The organism is Streptomyces sp. R11 (assembly GCF_041051905.1).
Classification (GTDB): Bacteria; Actinomycetota; Actinomycetes; order Streptomycetales; family Streptomycetaceae; genus Streptomyces.
Map to the genome: position 1 here is coordinate 2,666,182 of NZ_CP163432.1, position 18,217 is coordinate 2,684,398.

General features: G+C 67.3%; 7 protein-coding genes, 1 other RNA gene and 3 pseudogenes. 5 read left to right on the forward strand and 6 right to left on the reverse strand.

What is annotated here, in order from left to right:
- Window positions 1-13: 13 nt before the first annotated feature.
- Entirely contained in the window at window positions 14-5,293 is a 5,280-nt protein-coding gene (locus AB5J55_RS12155; protein WP_369270684.1) for a sacsin N-terminal ATP-binding-like domain-containing protein, read from the reverse strand.
- Between the two features lie 313 nt (window positions 5,294-5,606).
- Between AB5J55_RS12155 and AB5J55_RS12160 the strand changes: the two are divergent.
- Both AB5J55_RS12160 and AB5J55_RS12165 read left to right on the forward strand, forming a co-directional pair.
- Window positions 5,607-6,159: pseudogene (locus AB5J55_RS12160) on the forward strand (IS5 family transposase); the annotation flags it as partial.
- Window positions 6,160-6,163: 4 nt separating this feature from the next.
- Window positions 6,164-6,544: a pyridoxamine 5'-phosphate oxidase family protein gene (locus tag AB5J55_RS12165; RefSeq protein ID WP_369270685.1), complete on the forward strand. Its 381-nt coding sequence runs from the start codon at window positions 6,164-6,166 to the stop codon at window positions 6,542-6,544.
- Window positions 6,545-6,721: 177 nt separating this feature from the next.
- Here AB5J55_RS12165 and AB5J55_RS12170 read toward each other — a convergent pair whose 3' ends face one another.
- The 3 genes from AB5J55_RS12170 to AB5J55_RS12180 form a co-directional block, all read right to left on the reverse strand.
- Window positions 6,722-6,943 (reverse strand): NUDIX domain-containing protein, encoded by a 222-nt coding sequence (locus AB5J55_RS12170; RefSeq protein WP_369270686.1) that lies wholly within the window; start codon window positions 6,941-6,943, stop codon window positions 6,722-6,724.
- Complete coding sequence (gene fxsT / locus AB5J55_RS12175) at window positions 6,943-9,531, reverse strand: FxSxx-COOH system tetratricopeptide repeat protein (RefSeq protein WP_369270687.1); 2,589 nt, start codon at window positions 9,529-9,531, stop codon at window positions 6,943-6,945. The genes AB5J55_RS12170 and fxsT overlap by 1 nt, the downstream gene beginning before the upstream one ends.
- A gap of 65 nt (window positions 9,532-9,596) precedes the next feature.
- A complete protein-coding gene (locus tag AB5J55_RS12180; RefSeq protein ID WP_369270688.1) occupies window positions 9,597-10,073 on the reverse strand; it encodes a hypothetical protein in 477 nt (158 codons plus the stop codon).
- A 699-nt stretch (window positions 10,074-10,772) separates the two neighbouring features.
- Between AB5J55_RS12180 and AB5J55_RS12185 the strand changes: the two genes are divergently transcribed.
- The 3 genes and pseudogenes from AB5J55_RS12185 to AB5J55_RS12195 all read left to right on the forward strand — a co-directional run.
- Complete coding sequence (locus AB5J55_RS12185; protein ID WP_369270689.1) at window positions 10,773-11,357, forward strand: hypothetical protein; 585 nt, start codon at window positions 10,773-10,775, stop codon at window positions 11,355-11,357.
- Between the two features lie 15 nt (window positions 11,358-11,372).
- Entirely contained in the window at window positions 11,373-15,209 is a 3,837-nt protein-coding gene (locus AB5J55_RS12190) for a hypothetical protein (RefSeq protein WP_369270690.1), read from the forward strand.
- A 306-nt stretch (window positions 15,210-15,515) separates the two neighbouring features.
- Window positions 15,516-16,307, forward strand: a pseudogene (locus AB5J55_RS12195) (type VII secretion protein EccC); the annotation flags it as partial.
- 592 nt (window positions 16,308-16,899) lie between these two features.
- Here AB5J55_RS12195 and rnpB read toward each other — a convergent pair.
- Window positions 16,900-17,306: RNase P RNA component class A (gene rnpB, locus AB5J55_RS12200), an RNA gene on the reverse strand.
- Between the two features lie 67 nt (window positions 17,307-17,373).
- Window positions 17,374-18,201 (reverse strand): annotated as a pseudogene (locus tag AB5J55_RS12205) (DMT family transporter); the annotation flags it as partial.
- Between the last annotated feature and the right edge of the window lie 16 nt (window positions 18,202-18,217).

Here is an 18,217-nt window from a genome sequence, read left to right on the forward strand (position 1 = left end):
CGTGCGCTTCAGCTCACGGCCGTCGTCTGTTCCGCAGCGGCGAGCACTGATAGCGCAGCCCCTTGCCCACGATCCGGAACCGCTCGCGACCGGCCGCCGAGAACGGGTTGGGCAGCTCGAACACCTGACGGTGCTCCGGGTCCAGGGCGGCGGTGATCAGCAGGATCCGGTACCGACCGCCACGCGCGTGGGTGCGCGCGGCATCCACCTCGGACGGCCCGAGCTCGAACTCCACTCGATTGCCGACGGGTTCGCTCAGCGCCTTCACCTCGTACAACCGGGTGGTGTCACGCCAGGCGACCTCGAAGTCGTACCCCAGGCTGTCCGATGCCTCCCGGTCGCCGTTGATGACCGCGGCGTACCCTGACCGCCAGCGCACCTCGGGGTAATGGCGCTGGAGCCAGGCCCGTGCCACGACCTCCCCGACCAGACCGATGGCCGACCGCTGGTCCTCACTTACCTGGTGCAGACGGGCCACGACCACCCGCGACGTGCCGGAACTCCCGCCCCGCCCGGGCTGGGGCACCGGCGCGACCGTGTCCAGGCGTACCTTGCCGGACTGGGCGAGGAAGGCCTCGTCGACGGTCCTGGAGGCTAGGTCCGCGATGGCGGAGAAGTGGTCGCGTCCCACGGCGACCTCCTTCTCGCCGATCATGATCGTGGCCGGGCCCGCCCCGCGTGATCCGGCGGTGCCCTGCGCCGGTCCGGTCCGGGGCGTCAGGTCGGCGGGGGTGAGGCCGAGGAGCCCCGCGTCGGCGGTGAGCGGCATGCCGGTCGGCCAGCCCACACCGCGCCGCACCACGTCGAGCAGTTGTCCCTCGCTCAGCTCGATGAGGTCGCTCAGGCCGGAGCCGTCGAGGAAGGTCCGCGCCTCCAGCAGGGGCGCGCCCTGCCAGCCGGTTGGTACGGGTGCTCCGTGCCGGCGGCACCAGGCGGACACGAGCCGGGCCAGCGCCGGAACCAGGGGGTCCAGTGCGGCGGTGTTGAGTTCGCGGAGCCGGTCGACGGGCGGGAGATCGGTGGTTCGGCCGAGATCGTCGTCGGCGCCGTGCGAGCGCAGCCAGGCCTGCGCCCTGACCCGCATCTCGTCCTCGGGCGGGATAACGAACCGGGGCAGCCAGTCGGGGTCCGGCAGCAGGTCGTGGAGTCGACGGGCCCCGGCGTACGCGGAGAGGTCCGCGCCGTCGCGGGCCGCCGCCACGTACCGTTCCCGCAGCCGGTCCACCAGGGTGCCGGCGTGGCCGCGTACGAAGTCGCCGAAGGCCTGCTCGTGGAGATCGGGGTGGGAGTAGGGGGCGTAGCCGGGGCCGAGGGTGGTGAGCGTCTCGTTGAACTGCTGGAAGTCCAGGACCAGTTCGTCGCGGAGTTCGGCCGGTGTGGTGCAGGAGCGGGCGAGGGCAATGAGTTCGGCGGCCGGCACGGGCAGCGAGACGGTGTACCGGCGGACGATCTGGACGAGTTCGTCCTCGCCTGCCGCGCGGTCGAGCGCCCGCGCCGCTTCCTCGTCCCATGCGTGGCCGAGGAGACAGCACAGGGCCGGGCGCAGCAGTCGTACCGTGTCGTGCACGTCTCCCGTGAGATTGCGTCTGATCTCGGCGACCTTGGCCTCGGTCGTGTCCAGTGCCATCGCCAGGGTGCGGTCGTCGATCCTTTCAGGATCATGGGTGTCGAGCTGCCGTTCCAGCTTGACCAGGACCAGCTCCAGCGCGTCCTGCAGCCCCGGCCTGCCCAGCAGTTGGGCGAGCGCGGACGTGCACGCCTGCAGTTCGTCCCAGCCCTCCTCGCTGCGCCAGACGACGACCGTGGGATGGTTGGCGTCCGGCAGCGGCAGCGCGCGGGTGGTGGGTGGTGGTTCGGTGAGCACGCCCGAGATGACGACCTCCACAGCGTCGGCCCGGACGACGCGCACGGTGCGCAGCCGCTCCAGCAGGGCCCGCACACCGCGCTCGCTGCGGCGCAGGAACGACCCGGACTTCAGTTCAACGGCCAAAGCCACCACCGTGACGAGCCATTCCCTGCCGTCGATGAGCGTGTCGGCGTGTCCGGTAGGGGTGATCGGTTCGCCGTCGCGGTTGCGGATCTGCACATCGGTCGCCGACGTGCGCAGGGTGCGGATGCCGTGCGCGTCGGCCATCTCCACGATGGCGTCCCCGCTCTCCGGTCCGGCGACCAGGACGGGATGGCCCGCCAGTTCGACGAGTGCCTCCTTCAGAGGCGCCTGCTCGTCGCAGACGTGCACGGGCACGTCCTCGGCCGTCGGTACGAAGGTGCCGAGGACGTTGCCGCGACTGACCACGAGCCGTACCTCCTCGCCGGTGAGCCACGGCCAGCGGGTGTTCTGCGCGAGGTGCGACCACGCCCGCCCGTAGTGCTTCTTGAAGGAGACGCTGAGGTGCGTCGGCACGTCTCCCCGGTGGAGGATCTCGCCGAGGTGCTTGACGGCCGCTCCGGCGTGCCGAGGGTCCTCCCAGCTCCGCAGCCCGCACTGGCGGAGCCTTGCGGTCGCGGCCTTGTCGGTGAGAAGCCGCCGGGTCGGCAGCGGCAACGAGGGGATGAAGCCGGGTAGTTCCCCGTCGGTGCTGAACCACGCCTCGCCGGGGGTGACGAAGGCCGGGCCGTCCGACTCGGCGTCCTCCACCGGAAGCCAGGGCGTGCGGCGGAGGAAGGACGCGAACGGTGTGGGCCAGGAGTGCTCGTCCCTCTTGTGCGGGTGCTCGGGCCGGTACACGGTGACGTCGAAGACCTCGTCGTCCCAGGTGCGGAACCCCAGGATGAGCAGTTCGGCGAACTCCCGCCGTGTGGTGGGGCCGAGGTCCGCCACCTCGGTCGCTCCCGGGAGATGGGCCAGTGGCCGCTGGAACGCGTAGGGCGTCCACGGGTGGGCGAACTTGGTCCACCGGGACCGTACGTCCGCCGTCCACATAGGCCCCAGGTCGTCGCCGAGGCCGAACCGCTGGGCCAGGCCACGGGGTGCCAGATCGTTCCCCTGCTGGGCTCCCAGGCGGTCCCCGACAACGGACAGCCGCAGTCCGTCGACCACGCCGACGGCCGTGAGGAATTCGAGGTACGCCTCCCGGTCCCGGACCGGCGCGGGCCAGTCGTCGGGGCCGCTGATCCAGTGCCGCCGCTGGTCCGCTAGCTCGGGGATCCGGGAACCGCCCGCTTTGAGGAACCTCTCCAGCCGCTGCGCGCCTTCGGTGCCCCAGCCCGGTGAGTAGGAGCAGCGTGCGGCCCTCGCCCAGCCGCCGTCTGCGAGCGGCACCCGGAAGGCGATCCGCGACAGCCGGTCGCGCTGCCCCGGCGTGAGCGCCGGGAACTGCCGCAGGGCGAAGGTGAGGGCGTCGCGGCTGAGGGCCTCCGAGGGCCGTGCCCCGAGCAGGTCGTGCAGCGCGTCGAGGACCTGGTCCAGCTGGTAGGAGCGGACCAGCCCGCCCCGCAGAAGGAAGTCCCGTCCGGGGCTCTCCCAGGTGATGTCGGGGTGGGTGAAGGCGATACGGCGGCGCAGCGCCTTGAGGTCGCCGGGGACGCGGGTGCCGGCGTCGTCGTGCTCGTCTCCGGGGTGGAAGAAGACGGTGCCTTCCTTCTGGCCCTTCTTTCCCTGCTCCGCCGTACCGCCCAGCGCAGGCCGCAGGCCACCGTCCTGGTCGAGGACGATCCGCCGGCCCCGCAGCGCGGTGTGCTGGCCGGTGAAGGCCTGGGCCAGGTCGTTGTAAAAGTCCGCCCAGCGCGGGCTCGGCGACTCGCTACCTTCTGCCCGGATCTCCTCGGCCACCGCCTCGGCCCAGTCGGCGGTCCTGACCAGCGGGGGACGCAGCGCCCGGGAGACGACCGCCTTGGCCAGCCGGTCGGCACGGGCGTGCCGGACCTGGCCTGCGGAGGCGGCCAGCAGTTGGGCTCCGGCCCGGGCGAGCGCCCCGGCGGTGAGGACGCGCCAGGGGCGTCGGCCGTCCGGCCAGGCGTAGGTGTCCCGCAGGGTGCCCCAGGACTCCCCGCCCTCCAGAGGGAGGAACGGCTCGACGGCGAGCCGCCCGTCCACCGCCTTGCCGAGGCGGGCCGGGGTGTCCCAGCACATGAGGTCGAGGACGAGGTCCCCGGCACGGGCGTGCGGGGTCTCGGTACGCAGGCGTCTGGCCGATTCCACGCAGAGAACCGCCAGTTGGTCGAGCAGCAGATCGTTGAGGGCCACCGCCTCGCTGATGTCGAGCCGGGCGAGCTTGGTGAAGAACGGCGCGTGGGCGTGGCCCGGGAACGGCGCGGAGGACGCCTCCGACATCGGGATGAAGGTGTACATCCGGCCGTTCCGCGACAGCGGCCGGTCCAGTCGGAGCGCGACACCTACCCACGCCTCGCCCTGCCAGTCCAGCCATTTCGCGTCGATCCCGTGGACGTCGACGCTGCGCTCGATCGCCACGCGCAGCGCCTCGGCGTCCAGGGTCCGCCGTGCCAGCAGATACCGCCCGGCGTCACCGAGGTCGACCTCGCTGATCCAGTCCGCGGTCTGGGACGCGACCAGGTCGCAGGGGCGTTGGGCACGTGACAGCACATGTCGTGTGCCGTCCTCGGCCCCGTCACGGATCTCCACGACCAGTTCCCGTACGCGGTCGAGGAAGAGCAGTAGGGGCGCCTCGTCGTCCACCACGTTCTCGGCCTGCGCCACGACGAGGCTCCAGGCGTGGTCGTTGCGCAGCGGCAGTCGTACGACGGTCGCGTAGCCGTCCGTGGCGAGTTCCTTGAGCACGGGGTCAGCGGCCTCGGCGGGCACCGGCAGTGCCAGCGGGGAGACGTCCTTGATCACCCGGGCGGCGAGGGCCGGGTCGTTGACGACGGCGTGGATGTCGTCCGGTCGGGCGAAACGGAAGCAGTAGCCGTCGAACGAGTCGGAGGCGGGCGACGCCTTGGAGTAGATCTCCGGCCAGTCGGTCAACTGCAGCACGCTGCGGAAGCCGAGCCCCTTGTTGCCGATGCCCTCACCGGGTCCCTTGCTGGAGAGGGCCAGTTCGGTGATGGCCTTGAAGTTCTCCACGGTGAATCCGGTGCCTTCGTTGGCGACGTACAGGACACCGCCGCCGTCCTGCTGGCGCGTGGCCAGCACGGCGATCCTGCCGGTGCCCCCCGCGGCCAGGGCATCGTGTCCGTTCTGGATCAGCTCCAGGATCGTGCGGCCCTCGTACTCCTGGGCCGTGTCCTCGCTGACGGACTTCAGGCTCTCGGCGAAGCGCCAGTCTCCTCCCGCTCCGTCGAAGATCTCGATCCGCCGGCGTGTCAGGGCGACGATCGCGTCCCCGAACCCCACCCCTGATCCGCTGCCCCTCATCGGTGTGATGGCCGTTCCCCCCTCGCTGAACCGGCATGCCTGTGCGTGCCTGCCGAGAATCGTGCTCATCGGTGTGTCCGGAAGAGGGCACCAGCCACGTTTTCCGGCCAATTCCTTGGAAGCTCACATGTCGATGTGAGAGGGGGTGGGGCCCGCTCGGTCCCCTGCGACGTCCGGGCACCCTCAGATGTGGTGAACGGCGGGACGACCGAAAGAAGCTCGTCGGCAGCCCGAATTGTCAGAGGCGGGTGCTAGGTCGTGTCCGCAAAGTGGTTGGTGCGTTGGTCTGTTCGTGGTGCGTCGTCATGAGCTGACTGATGAGTCGTGGGCGGTGATCGAGCCGTTGCTGGCTCCGCCGCGGATGGGCCGTCCGGTGCGGGATCGCCGTCAGGTGGTCAACGGCATTCTGTGAAGCTGTCCACCGGGGCGGCCTGGCGGGACCTGCCCGACCGCTACGGACCGTGGAAGACGGTCTACGAACGCTTTCGCCGCTGGTCGGCGGACGGCACCTGGGACCGGCTGCTCGCTCACGTGCAGCATCATTCCGATGCCGTCGGGCAGGTCGACTGGACCGTCGTGTGCATCGACTCGACCACCGTGCGTGCCCACCAGCACGCGGCCGGGGCGCGAAAAGGGGGAGCTGGGCGGGCGAAGCGATCGGCCGATCCCGCGGCGGGCTGACCACGAAGATCCACCTAGCCTGCGACGGCCGGGGCCGGCCGCTGGCCTTCACCCTCACCGCCGGCAACGTCAACGACTGCCCCCAGTTCGAGGCGGTGATGGCCCGCATCCGGGTGCCGGGACGCGGGCCGGGACGGCCCCGAACCCGGCCCGAGCGGGTCGTCACACTTGTGCACGTCGACCACGTTTCGCTCCGACGGAAGCCCGCATGTAGTGCCAGTCGGCGTGACGCTCGACATCGATGCGGGAGTCGCCCGCGTTCTCACGCGCAAATCAAGCAAGAACGTCGCCAACATTCAGGCGTCCCGCCCGGGCGAAGCCCGCGTAGCCGTGGGCCAGGTCGATGGAGGCCGATGGGCCACCCTGGCAGGCACAGCCGAAGTACTCACCGACGCGGCTGCGGTCGCCAACGCCGTGGCTCGCTACGCGGACCGGTACGGACGGACGCCAGCTCCGGACCCGGAGCGCGTGGTCATCGAGATCACGATCGACCGAGCCATGGGCCAGGTGAACACCGCACGGCCGAAGTCCACGAGCACTGCGACTTGACCGCGCAGGAGTCACCCGAGCAGACCCGCGAAAAGGAAGTGGGGGCTCAGGAACTCCATTCGCCCTTGGTGTCATGGTCAGATGGTGATTGGGCAAGTGCGGCGTATAGGTCGGCGGCCCGCATCCACGCCGCTTCGCCGTCCGAGCCGTCGTACGACGTCTCCAACTCGGAGAGAATCACAGCGCCTTCCGCGTATCGGCCGATCGCCACGTCCAGCCACACCAGGCCAGTTCGCGGCGAGCGGCGTCCACCGGCTTCTCGTCCTCGTCGACCAGTCCGCCGGGCAAGTCCGTGACGGGCCTTATCTCCAGCACGAGGCGCTCGCCTTCGGAAGCCAGGGCATGCGAGCACGATCTGACGCCGATCCAGCCGAGAACCCGCACTTCGATCTTGTTCATCAATGGGTCGATAGCCGAACGGCCGGGTCCCCGGCCCTCCCCTGCCAGAGGGCGAGGTCGTCCCGGGTGGCGAGGGTGTCGGGGTGGTGCGGCCCCAGTGCGCGCTCGCGATGGTTGAGCAGCTCGGCGAGCGCCGCTGCGGCGCCAGCCGCATCGCCCGCCTCCCCCCGCCAGTGGGCGAGGTTGTGCCGGGTGGCGAGGGTGTCAGGGTGGTCGGGACCCAATACACGCAACATGCCGCCCAGTAGCTCGTCGAATGCTGCTGCGGCGCCAGCCGCATCGCCCGCCTCCCCCCGCCAGTGGGCGAGGTTGTGCCGGGTGAGGAGGGTGTCGTGGTGGTCGGGATCCAACACACGCAACATGCGGTCCAGAAGTCCCGTAAGGATCACCGCGGCGTCGGCCGCGGCAGCCTGCGTGTATTGGGTGATGATGTCGCTTGGGCGGAAGGTCCTCATCGCTTGTTCTATCAACGGCTCGAACTCGTCAACGGCTCCCGCAAGATCTCCTGCTTGCGCTTTGAATGAGGCCAGGTTGGATCGGGCGTAGAAGATGTCTGGATGGTTTGGGTCCAACGCGCCTTGCATCCGTTCCAGAACGCGCTTCAGCGCACGGACAGCACCGGCGGCGTCACCCACAGCCGCTAGGGTTATGGCCTGGGTGTGTGTTGTGGCGAGAGTTATCCGATGATCCGGTCCAAGTGCCTGTAGCGTACGCTCCACTAGAGGCTCAAGCTCGGCCAGCGCGCCAGCCGCATCGCCGGCTTCTCTGCGACACCAGGCAAGGTTGCCCGCGGACAGGAGGGTGTCCTGGTGGTCCCGGCCCAGCACCCGCTCTTGATCAATCTGCAGTTGCTCAAACTCGGTGACCGCGCGAGCTTCATCTTCAGCATGCGCCCGCTGCCACGCGAGGTTGTTTCGGGCGGTGAGGGTTTCTGGGTGGTCTGGGCCCAGTGACGGCACCATGCTCTCCACAAGCCGCTCAAGCTCGGCGACCGCACCAGCCGGGTCCCCTGCCGCTCCCCGCCAGTGGGCGAGGTTGTTTCGGGCGGTGAGGGTTTCTGGGTGGTCTGGGCCCAGTGACCGCAGCATGCTCTCCACAAGCCGCTCAAGCTCGGCGACCGCACTCGCCATGTCGCCAGCTTCGGCCCGCCACACTGCTTGGTGGCGGCGGGCGACGAGACTGTCGGGGTGGTCACTGCCCAGGCGGCGGTGGGCGGTTTCGGTCAGATGAGTGAAGTACTCGACCGCTGCGTTGACCTGCCCTGTCTCGCCCAAGCTCTGGCCGGTTTGAAGCAGGACCCGATGCATGGTCGTCCGGTAGAGGGCTTCTTCACCGTGCTGAGCTAATGCGTCGGAATTGGCGCGCAGGCTAGCGGCTGCGGCAGCACCCTCTCCGGGAGCGGGCCATGCTGCGAGCACAGCGTCAGCAGCGGTGCGGACCAGCTGATCGCGCTGGGCAGGCGTGAGAGCGTCACGGGTGGCCCGCTGGATGAGCTGGTGGACGCGTACCGCTTGGTATGAGGTGTTCGGGTTGTGGTCGATCAGGCTGAGACGGTGAAGGGCCCGCAAGGACGCGAGAGCGTCTCGCTCCGTTACTTCTCTTGTGTGCGCTAGGTAGGCGAGGACGGGATCGCTGGTCAGGGCTGCCTGGGGGATACCGTTCGGGTCAAGCAGAGCGGTCAGGTAGAGCATCCGGCGGGCCAGACCGACAGGGCGGAGGTTGTCGGCGCGGTCGATAGAGAGAGACCAGGCGGCGGCAAGGGGGATGGTCTGGTCGTCTGGCAGCCTGTCGGGGACAGCGTCGGCGAGTGCGATGGTGCGGTCGGCGAGTAGTTCGCGGTACGCAGTCACGTCCTCGCCAGAGTCGATGAGGTAGGCGGCAGCCTGGGAAAGGGCCAGCGGCAGACGGCCGAGTTCGAAGGCCAGAGCGGTGACCTGATCGGCGGACTCGGTTCGACCGTGTGCCTCCAGATACCGGGTGAGGTAGGTGACGGCTTCGGACTTGGTGAACAGGCCGACGTCGATCCGGCGGCGACCGTCCCCGGTCAGTGCAGCGTCGCGGCGGCGGGTGGTGATTAGGGTCCGACCGTAGGGAGTGGGGGGTGGCCACAGGCCGCGGAGGTCGTCAGGGTCGGCGACGTCGTCCAGGACGATCAGCCACCGGCACGGTGTCTGCCCGGCCTTCGGGGTCAGCCAGGCCAGAAACGCCTGTGCGGCTTGATCGGGGGCGTCGGGGTCGCCCTGACACAGGTCGATACCAGCCTGGGCGTATCCGGTCACCACGAGCGAGCGGGCGCTCGCGGTGATCCAGATCAGGACGTCCAGGTTGCTGTCTTCCCAGGCGGTTCGGGCGTAGTGGGCGGCGAGTTGAGTCTTGCCCACCCCGCCCATGCCGACCAGTACCTGGCACTGCGCCGCCATCCCCGCACCGGCCACTGCCCGCTCCAACTTGGCAGCGGCCCGGCGGTCCTGAAAGTGGTCGGCTTGCCGGGGTAGTACCCCGACCTGGTGCGGCCAGGTCACCGGGCTCCGTGAAGCCCCATAAAAGGCGGCGCCACCAATGGCGATGCTTCCGAATTGGGCAATCACGCTGCCCGCTGTATCTCTACCGGTAGGCGTGGTGGCGAGGGGTGGGCTGAGGGTAGCCGGTCCGTTCAGCCCTGGGACGGATCCGGCTGAGTAGGGGTGCCGATGTTCGCACCCCCATGGACTACAGCAGCGGCGATCGAGCCTTGCTCCGCCTTGACATTTACGTCGCGGCCCGCGGCCACTCCGCCCTCTCTGGCCGATACGCCACCTTGCGGGTCCTGGTGCGCAAGCAGGGTGCGCAGTTCGGTCGCTGCCCGCTCGCGCTGTTCTTCGTCCAGGCTCTCCAGTAGAGCGATAAACCAGGCTTCCCAGGACGCTTCCTGCCGGAGCCGTACACGCTCTACCTGCTCTGCCTCTGCGGCTTCCAGCGCGGTCGCGGTCTGTTCTAGCCGAAGCAACTCGGCGCTCTCACGCTGCGCGTTCCCGCGACCAAACCACCTTGCCACCTGCTGCCGGAACCCAGCCCATGCATCCGTGCCCGCAGCCTGCACCACCGCTGTGCCACCCGCTGCGGCCAGCGCGACCATCGCCTCTGAAAGCATCCCCGCCGCCTCCCCCTCCAGGGGATCAGATCCGTCCCCTCTCCTTTGGTGCAGTTCATTCCATCAGGTGCATTCCGTAAACGTCACCGATTCCGTCAAGGCGGCGCTCACTGGTACACGATCCCGCGGCCATTAGCGGGGTCCGGGCTTCCGCCGCGAGGTCGGGCTCGGAACAAGGACGGTCCCCCCGGGCTACACGCGCAGGTCGCATCGTTCGGCCCGCTCTGGATCAGGTTCGGTCTCACACAGCACAGGACTGCTCAGAACGCAGGTCGCTTGCAGCTAGATTCCCCTCTCGGTTCACCAGGATCGTCGCGCCGGCGATCAGCGCCGTACCGGGCGGACCCAAGCCGCCTACGACCCGTCCAACGTTGGTGACACCCCGACGCCTTGAAGCACTGAAGGTCACTTGTTCTCGGACCGGATCATGCGGCGCAGGCTGCTGACCCAACACGTGGGGCCGCCGTTGCTTGCTGGGATGGCCGTCCCGCCACCCGACTCATCGAACTCCTGCCTCTTTGGACCAGTTGGCCGAGCTTGCCGGCGCGTCTCTGCCTCCCCTCTTGCCGCCCGCCGGGTGAGCCGGCAGATGCCGCGCCTGCTCGCCGCGCGACTCCCACGTCCGCTTCGTCGCCTGCCGCCCTGGAGTCCCCTCTTGATATGTGAGGTCACCTGACGGAAGAGCGATCGGCTGCCATCATGGCGACATATCCGATTACAGAACCACACTTCGGGGGACCGGTGGCTGATCCTGTGACCGTCGCCGCGATCGGAGCTGTCGCTCTGACCGAGGGCATCCGCTTCCTCTATGACCAGGCTGCCGATCTGCTCCGGCGGATGCGTGACCGCAGTGATGTACGGCACGAGTCAGTCGAAATCGACGGGGCTGGCGCGCTCGACTCGGCGCTCGGGACCGTGCGGATTGACTATGGCCGAGCTGAGGCGCAGGCGGACGCTATCCGGGACCTTCGTCGGGAACTAGCCGATCAGGCAGAGGGTTTCGTGCAAGCCGACCCTTCCGATGAACGCCTCGTGGAGGCGGTTGATGCCCTCCGGCGGCTGCTGGAGACCGTCTACGGACGGCGGATCACCTTCCGCGGCGAGCCCCGAGAGCAGTCGGGAGCAGTCGTCGACGTCCACGTGGCCGCAGCGGCGGTCGATGGATATGTGGCGGCGGTACGCGCAAAGCGTGTGGGCAACGCAGACGTGAAGGCCAATCTGACGGTCGGTGACATCGGGTCGGGCGGCGAGGCGGTAGGGCTCCACGTAGACGACCTCAACTGACGCGGGAGTTCCACCGTGGCAGGACAAGGTGAGGCGCAGACATCGGCCGTCAGCGGAGCATTCCGTGTGCCCGTGCTGTCCACTGATGAACTGGTCGAACGCCGGGGCATGTTGGAGGAGGTCGATGCATGGCTGACGGAGACGGCATCTGACGTATGCCTGGTAACGGGGCCGCCTGGCACCGGTAAAACAGTCTTCGCGAAGCAGTTGGCCGAGCGCCTAGCGATGCTGGCCGACGTCGATGGTGGCACCGCAGCGCCGCGGTTGTGCCTTGCGCACTACTGTGACGCAAACGATGAACAGACCCTTGACCCCCTGGAGTTCGTCAAGGCGCTATCCCAGGCACTGACAGACATTTTGCCCGATTTTGCCACGGCCGTGGATGCTTCGATCGCCGATATCGGCGTGTCCATACGCAACGAGACGAGTTTCCAGATCGACCAAATGCAGCCGGGCGCCCAGGCGGTCGGACTGCGAATCGACAACCTTAGCGCGCTGGGCACCCGCCGCGCCTTGAACCGCCTGGTGCTCTTCCCTTTAGTGAAGATTGCCGCGGACCCGGCGGCGATGCCGGCAGCCCCTCCCCTCGTTGTCATTGTCGACGACCTCAGTGCCGCATTCGCCTACCACGACGAGGACAACATCTCGGCGGTCCTCCAGCGCCTGACGCGCCGTACGAACCTGCGCTTCGTCGTCACCAGCCGCGCCGATCCATGGGCCACGAGAGGGCTGCCGCAGCCTCGGATCAGCCTGGCACGCAACGATGAAAATACGGCCGCGGACCTGACCCGTTACGTGGATCTTCGGCTGTCCGACGCCGAAGTCCCCCGTCGGCAGGCGTGGATTGAGCGGGTCGTCGAGGTCAGCGCCGGCAACTTCCTGGTCGCCAAGCATGTCCTGGACGACAGGCTGCATGAGCCGGGCGGCCTGGACGAAGACCCCACCGCGGCGCGCTTCCCCAGCAGTCTCGATGCGCTGTATGAGGAGTGGGTTTCCAGACATCTGCAGGCAGACCGCACCCGCTGGCGTCGTTGCTACGTACCTGTGCTTGGAACGATCGCGATCGCCCAGGGTGCTGGCTTTGACTCCGATCAAATCGCGGCGGTCACTGCACTGCCCAGCACGATGATTCAGGAAGTTCTTGAAGATTGCGCGCAGTACCTGTACATCCGTGAATCAGGCGAAGTGCGCTACTACCACGACTCATTCCGTGAATTCCTTACGCGCCGCAAGGTCATCAGCAGTGACTGGCATCGCTCGGTAGCCCAGTACCTTGCAGAGACCGGCGCCCGGAACTGGAATGAAGCGGACGACTACACGCGCGAATTCCTGCCCTACCACGCCAGCCAGGCAAACCTCCTCGATGATCTGGTAACAGACCCCGACTTCTTGATCAACGTAGATCCGCGAGCCATCGAACGTGCTGTGCTGCAGACCTACGGCTGGACGGAACTCAGTGCCAGCCGATATCTACTTCTTCCCACCTATCTGAGGAACGTTGCCCCGCTGGTCGGCCAACTTCCTGGGGAACGAGCCGCTAGGCTGGAACTGTCCGCGCGCAGTACAGAGGACCGGGATGTCGCCGCAGCCTTCGCGGCCGTCACCGTAGTGCGACCGTGGCAACCGGTATGGGCGCATGCAATCCGCTCATATCCGCATCAGGTCCTCGGCCGACAGCCAGGTGGCGTTGATGCGATGGTCGTACTCAGCGTCGATGGCCGACGGGCTTTAGCCACGGGCGGAGCGGCCGGCGACTTGCGGATCTGGGACATTGAGCTCAACGAACTTCTACTCCCGGACATCAAGATCGACGATTTCGGCATCAGCTCAGTGTCTGCCTGCCGTGTTGGTGATGCCTGGTACCTGGTGGTCGCGAGCCCGTTCCGGGGGCTGATACTGCACGGCCCTGGCTTAGCAGAGCGTATCGAATTCGGCGCCTACGAGGATACGTGCATCACAAAAGCCACCGTGTGCACGGCTGACGATGCTGTGGTTGCCGTGGTCGGATTCAGTGACGGTTCACTTCTGATATGGGACATTCAATCCGGTGACAACGCTCGGTTGAACCAGGAGGAGAACGTCGGGCCGATCCTGGCACTGGGGTCATCCAGTGGGCCTGCCGCAGAGGTCATCTCTGGCAGTGCGCACGGGCGTGTCCAGACCTGGAGAATAGAAATGCCTGCCGTGAACGGGACCACGGAACAACCCGACTGGGCACCGCAACATGGCTGGGTCGGAGCCGCGGACATCGCCCACACCCCCGACGGTCTCGTATACGTGGTAGGTAACGCTTCCGGCGAGATTTGCGTATCGCTATCCGGCGACACACCTGGGGAATCCCCACTGACATTACACGCCCCCGCCAATAGACGATGCATGCTGAAGCGGGTCAATTATCAAGGACACGTGTCGCAGTCGATCTGGCACGGCACCGAGAATCACAATTCCTACGAGCACCTGTTGGAAAATCAGAAGCAACAGGATGAACAGACCGCAGAAGAGGGCGCTGATGAGGGCGAGGAGGTCGAGCCGTTTCACACGGTCCAAGTCTACGGGGGAGTAAACGCATTGACGCTGCACTCTCCATCCGGGACGTTGGCCTCCGGGAGCGAAGCGGGAGAGGTGATGCTCACCTCGATGAATGACCATCATGGTGTAGTGCTGCGCCCGTTCGGCGAACCCGTGGGAGCAGTGCTCTTCACCGACGCTGCGACCGGTCCCGTACTGATAGCAGCAGACCGTACCCGAGGCACGATCAGATGTTGGCATTTGGATGCAGGTGGGAACCCGGCAGCCGCAAGAATAGGGAGCCTGACTCAGATAACCAAGCTGCTTGCGTCAGAGGACGGCCGACATGTCGCCGCAGCATCGGACACTGGCAAGATCGAGGTGTTCGAGGTAGCCTCCGGCGAACGAATTGTCACCTTCTCTGCCCCAGAGGGAAATGCCTCAACCTGTTTCGCCTTCCCCGGCACAACGTTTGTGCGGATCATTAACCCACAGGATGGATCCAGCCCGGTTGTCCAGTGGGCAGACATACTCAGTGACGGTGCATATGAAGGCCCTTTGGCGGACGTGCGATACGTGCGTAGCGCAGTATCTCTCCGGCTCGCCGATCCGGCCGTCGTGCTTCTAGTTGAAATGATCGACGGTGGCCATGCCATCACGACGCTAGATTTCCGCTCCTCTCAGTGGCGACAATTTCCCGTAGAGCCTCTGTATGTCGCCGACGAAGCAGCCGCGAGGAACGTCACAAGATGGCCTCCTGACCCCGAGGAGCGCGACGCGGAGGCACCACTCTCTCTATATTATCCCGAGCTGCATGCGACATGGGATGAGCAAGGCGCGTACGTGGTCGTGGTGGCTAATTCATTCGGCCATTATGTCGACACTTCTGGTGGCCTCTACGGATTCAGCGTATTGCATTCTGAAGGTGGCGATGATGATTCAATTGCACCCACGTTTGCAGGTTGCTGCCATCGGGGAAAACCTGCATTTGTAATTCCTGACTTCGACGCCTCAGAGTCTGGCACTCTGCTACAAATTCATGAACTGGATTCCAATCCAGTTCAAGTAAATGCAAGCTTCAATACCATTAGTCGTTCACTAGGCAGCTCGACTGTTGCCGACATTCCGTTCTTGATGCGTGCAGGCATCTCCGCCACGGCGGCATCCGATGATGGCACGCTCATTGTGTCGGGCGGCAGTGACGGTGTTCTGCGTTGGTGGCGAGAAGATGATGAGCAAGCCGGACAGGTCGACGTCCACTCTGTGATCCGCAGCCTAGCGATCGCCAGGGGCGGCGTTGTGATCGTCGCAACAGATGATCACCTATTGGCCGTGCGCATCTGACGGAAGGAGGGGTGGAGGCGCCAGAACACCCTTCTGGTCAATGGAGTTCATGATTGTCCCGAAATGGTTCGAAGCGGCATGAATTGGCCTCACTTTCCGTCTCGAACTGGCAGTTCGGCAGGTGGGGCTACTTCAAGACATCGTTGAAGGGGGAGAATTTTCGGCGGCTGGCCGGGGCCCATGGTCAAGCAGGCACTCGAAGCAGGAGCTGACCATCGACCTGAACAGGACGGGCGGTGTGCTCACCCCGCCGGATCCGTTCATGCTCAGCCCGATGACGGGGGCCAACCGGCGGGGCATTGGGCAATCAGGCCGTTCCTCGCCCAGCGCGAGGAGGCGTACCGCGAGCTGGGCATCGACTCCGTCGACCAACTGCGCCACCTGCGCGCCCAGGGCAAGCTCCCCCATCTCGGCGCCACCGACATCGTGCTGCTCATCGACGGATTCGGCGCCCTGCGCGAGGAGTTCGCCGACCTCGACGACGCGGTGGCCGACCTCCTCAAGCGCGGCGGCTACGGCATCCATGTCGTCGCCGGCATGCTGCGCTGGAACGACGTGCGCATCGCCACCCAGTCGATGTTCGGCACCCGCATCGAGCTGCGCCTGAACGACCCGGCCGACTCCTCCATCGACCGCAAGCTCTCCGAGACTCTCTCCCCCGACACGCCCGGCCGAGCGCTGACAGACGGCAAGCTGTTCGCCCAGGTGGCCCTGCCCCGTATCGACAACCATCCCGCCACGGACGACCTTGGCCCGGTCCTGGAACGCACCGCCCGCACCATCCGCGCCTACTGGCACGGTGAACTCGCCCCACCTGTACGGGTCCTGCCCACCCGCCTGCCGGCCGCCAAGTTGCCCACCCAGGCAGCGGAGCCGACGCGGATACCCATCGGCGTCGACCAGGACACTCTCTCGCCCGTCCTGCTCGACCTCTTCGGCGCCGACCAGCATCTGCTGATCCTCGGCGACAACGAGTGCGGCAAGACCAACCTGCTCAAGCTGATCGCCACCCGGCTCGTCGAGCGCCACTCGGACAAGGAACTCATCTTCGGCATCTACGACCCGCGCCGCGGCCTGCGCGGCGTGATCCCCGAGCCGGCTCGCCGAGGAACTGCCCGAGCAGTATCTAACGAGCGAGAGCGAATCGGCCGTCGACGCCTACCGGAAGCAGATGCGGGCAGCGCTGGCCAAGGGACCCGTTCGCCCGTGCCCCCGTACACACTCCAGGGGCGGCCCATCGGAGGACCGGAGCGGTTCTAGGGCCGCCACTCGTCCTCAAGCATCGCGGGCACGATCGAGGCGCACCATTGGCCGGCCCCTTGATGTGGCGGGCCGCGCTCTTCGAACCCGAGGCCTAGCAAGAGGCGTACGGCCTCGGCTCCGTAGCCGACGCCCCCAGCGCCCGGGCGCAGCGCGAAGCCGGATGTGGCCGCGCGCTGCTGGTTGCGGACCCATGGCGAGCTGGTCAAACCCGATCAGTGCGTTCGTGTCCCGCTCGATGACAGCGAGTGCATACTCGCTACGCGGCTCCGTCGCGGTCAAGGCGATGGGGCGGGGCGACGATCTGGCCGACCTGCTTGCGGGTACGCGGCTCATACGACAGGCGTTCCGTTGCCAAGCCCCCGAAAGACCGGAAACGGCCTCCGTCGCAGATCAGAGGCCCTTTCCCAGGCAAAGCCGCAGGTAGCGGCAGACGAGTCGGGCTATACGCCGGGTTCTGTTCCAGGAGGTCCTCACGGACCCCCCGGCGACGGCCATCCATCTACGACCGACGTTGCCGCCGGCCTCCTGCGGTCTACCCGCGGACTCGGGCGGGCAGCCCTCGAACGTCCGCGCAGGGCCACCGGTTAAGGCGGCCCCTTCTTGACCTTGCTCCGGGTGGGGTTTACCTAGCTGCTCAGGTCACCCTGAGCACTGGTGGTCTCTTACACCACCGTTTCACCCTTACCCGGCGCCGAAGCGCCGGGCGGTTTGCTTTCTGTGGCACTGTCCCGCGGGTCACCCCGGGTGGCCGTTAGCCACCACCCTGCCCTGTGGAGCCCGGACGTTCCTCGGGAAGCCCCCTGAGGGACTCCACGCGGCCGCCCGCCCGGCTCGTCTGCCGTGTGGACCATGTTACCGGGCGGGCGCCCTTCCCCGGTCCACCGCTCGTCGCCAGGACCGACCCCGCGAGAATCAGGGCGAAGGCCACCGCGATCCCTACCGTCAGGGACTCGTCCAGGAACAGGGCCCCCGCCGCCACCGCGACCGCCGGATTGACGTATGTGAAGACCGTCGCCCGCGTCGGGCCGACCTCTTTGATCAGCTCCAGGAAGGCCACGAAGGCGACCGCCGTGCAGATCGCGCCCAGGGCGGCCAGGGCGGCCGAACCCTCGGCCGACGGCATCGCGGCAGGCCACGTCAGCGCCGCCGCTGGGGCGTAGACCAGGGCCGCGAAGGTCAGGCAGGCCGCGGTGAGGTGGAGGGACGGGACGTCCTTGAGGTACCTCGCCGCGATCAGGGGGGCCGTCGCGTAGCCCAGCACGGTCAGCAGGACCTCCGCCAGGGAGCGGGCGTCGCCGCCGGTCAGGTGGGGGACGGTGAGGGTCGCCACGCCTGCCAGGCCCAGGGTGAGGCCGGTGAGGCGGCGGACGCCCAGGTGCTCCGTCCGGCCGAAGAAGCGGGCCAGGGCGACACCGACTATCGGTACGCCGGCTATGAGCAGGCCTGCCGTCGAGCTGGACAGGTGGCGTTCCGCGTCCGTCAGGGTCCACCACGGGCCGATGATCTCTATGCACGCGAAGGCCAGCATCGGGCGCCAGTGCCGTCGTACCGTCCGGGGCAGGCCGCCCTGGCGGATCGCGAAGGGCAACAACAACACGGCGCCGAGGGCGCATCGCGTGAAGACCACCATCGACGGGGAGACCTCGTCGACCGCCACCTTGATCATCAGGTACGGGATGCCCCAGACCACGCTCATCAGGGCGAAGAGAAACCAACCGCGTGCAGTCATGCGGCGAGTTTCGTTC

Coding starts and splice junctions, on each gene's coding strand:
- AB5J55_RS12170 (WP_369270686.1), bottom strand. CDS start 6,943: ATGAACAAGATCGAAGTGCGGGTTCTCGGCTGGATCGGCGTCAGATCG.
- AB5J55_RS12180 (WP_369270688.1), bottom strand. CDS start 10,073: ATGCTTTCAGAGGCGATGGTCGCGCTGGCCGCAGCGGGTGGCACAGCG.
- AB5J55_RS12185 (WP_369270689.1), top strand. CDS start 10,773: ATGGCGACATATCCGATTACAGAACCACACTTCGGGGGACCGGTGGCT.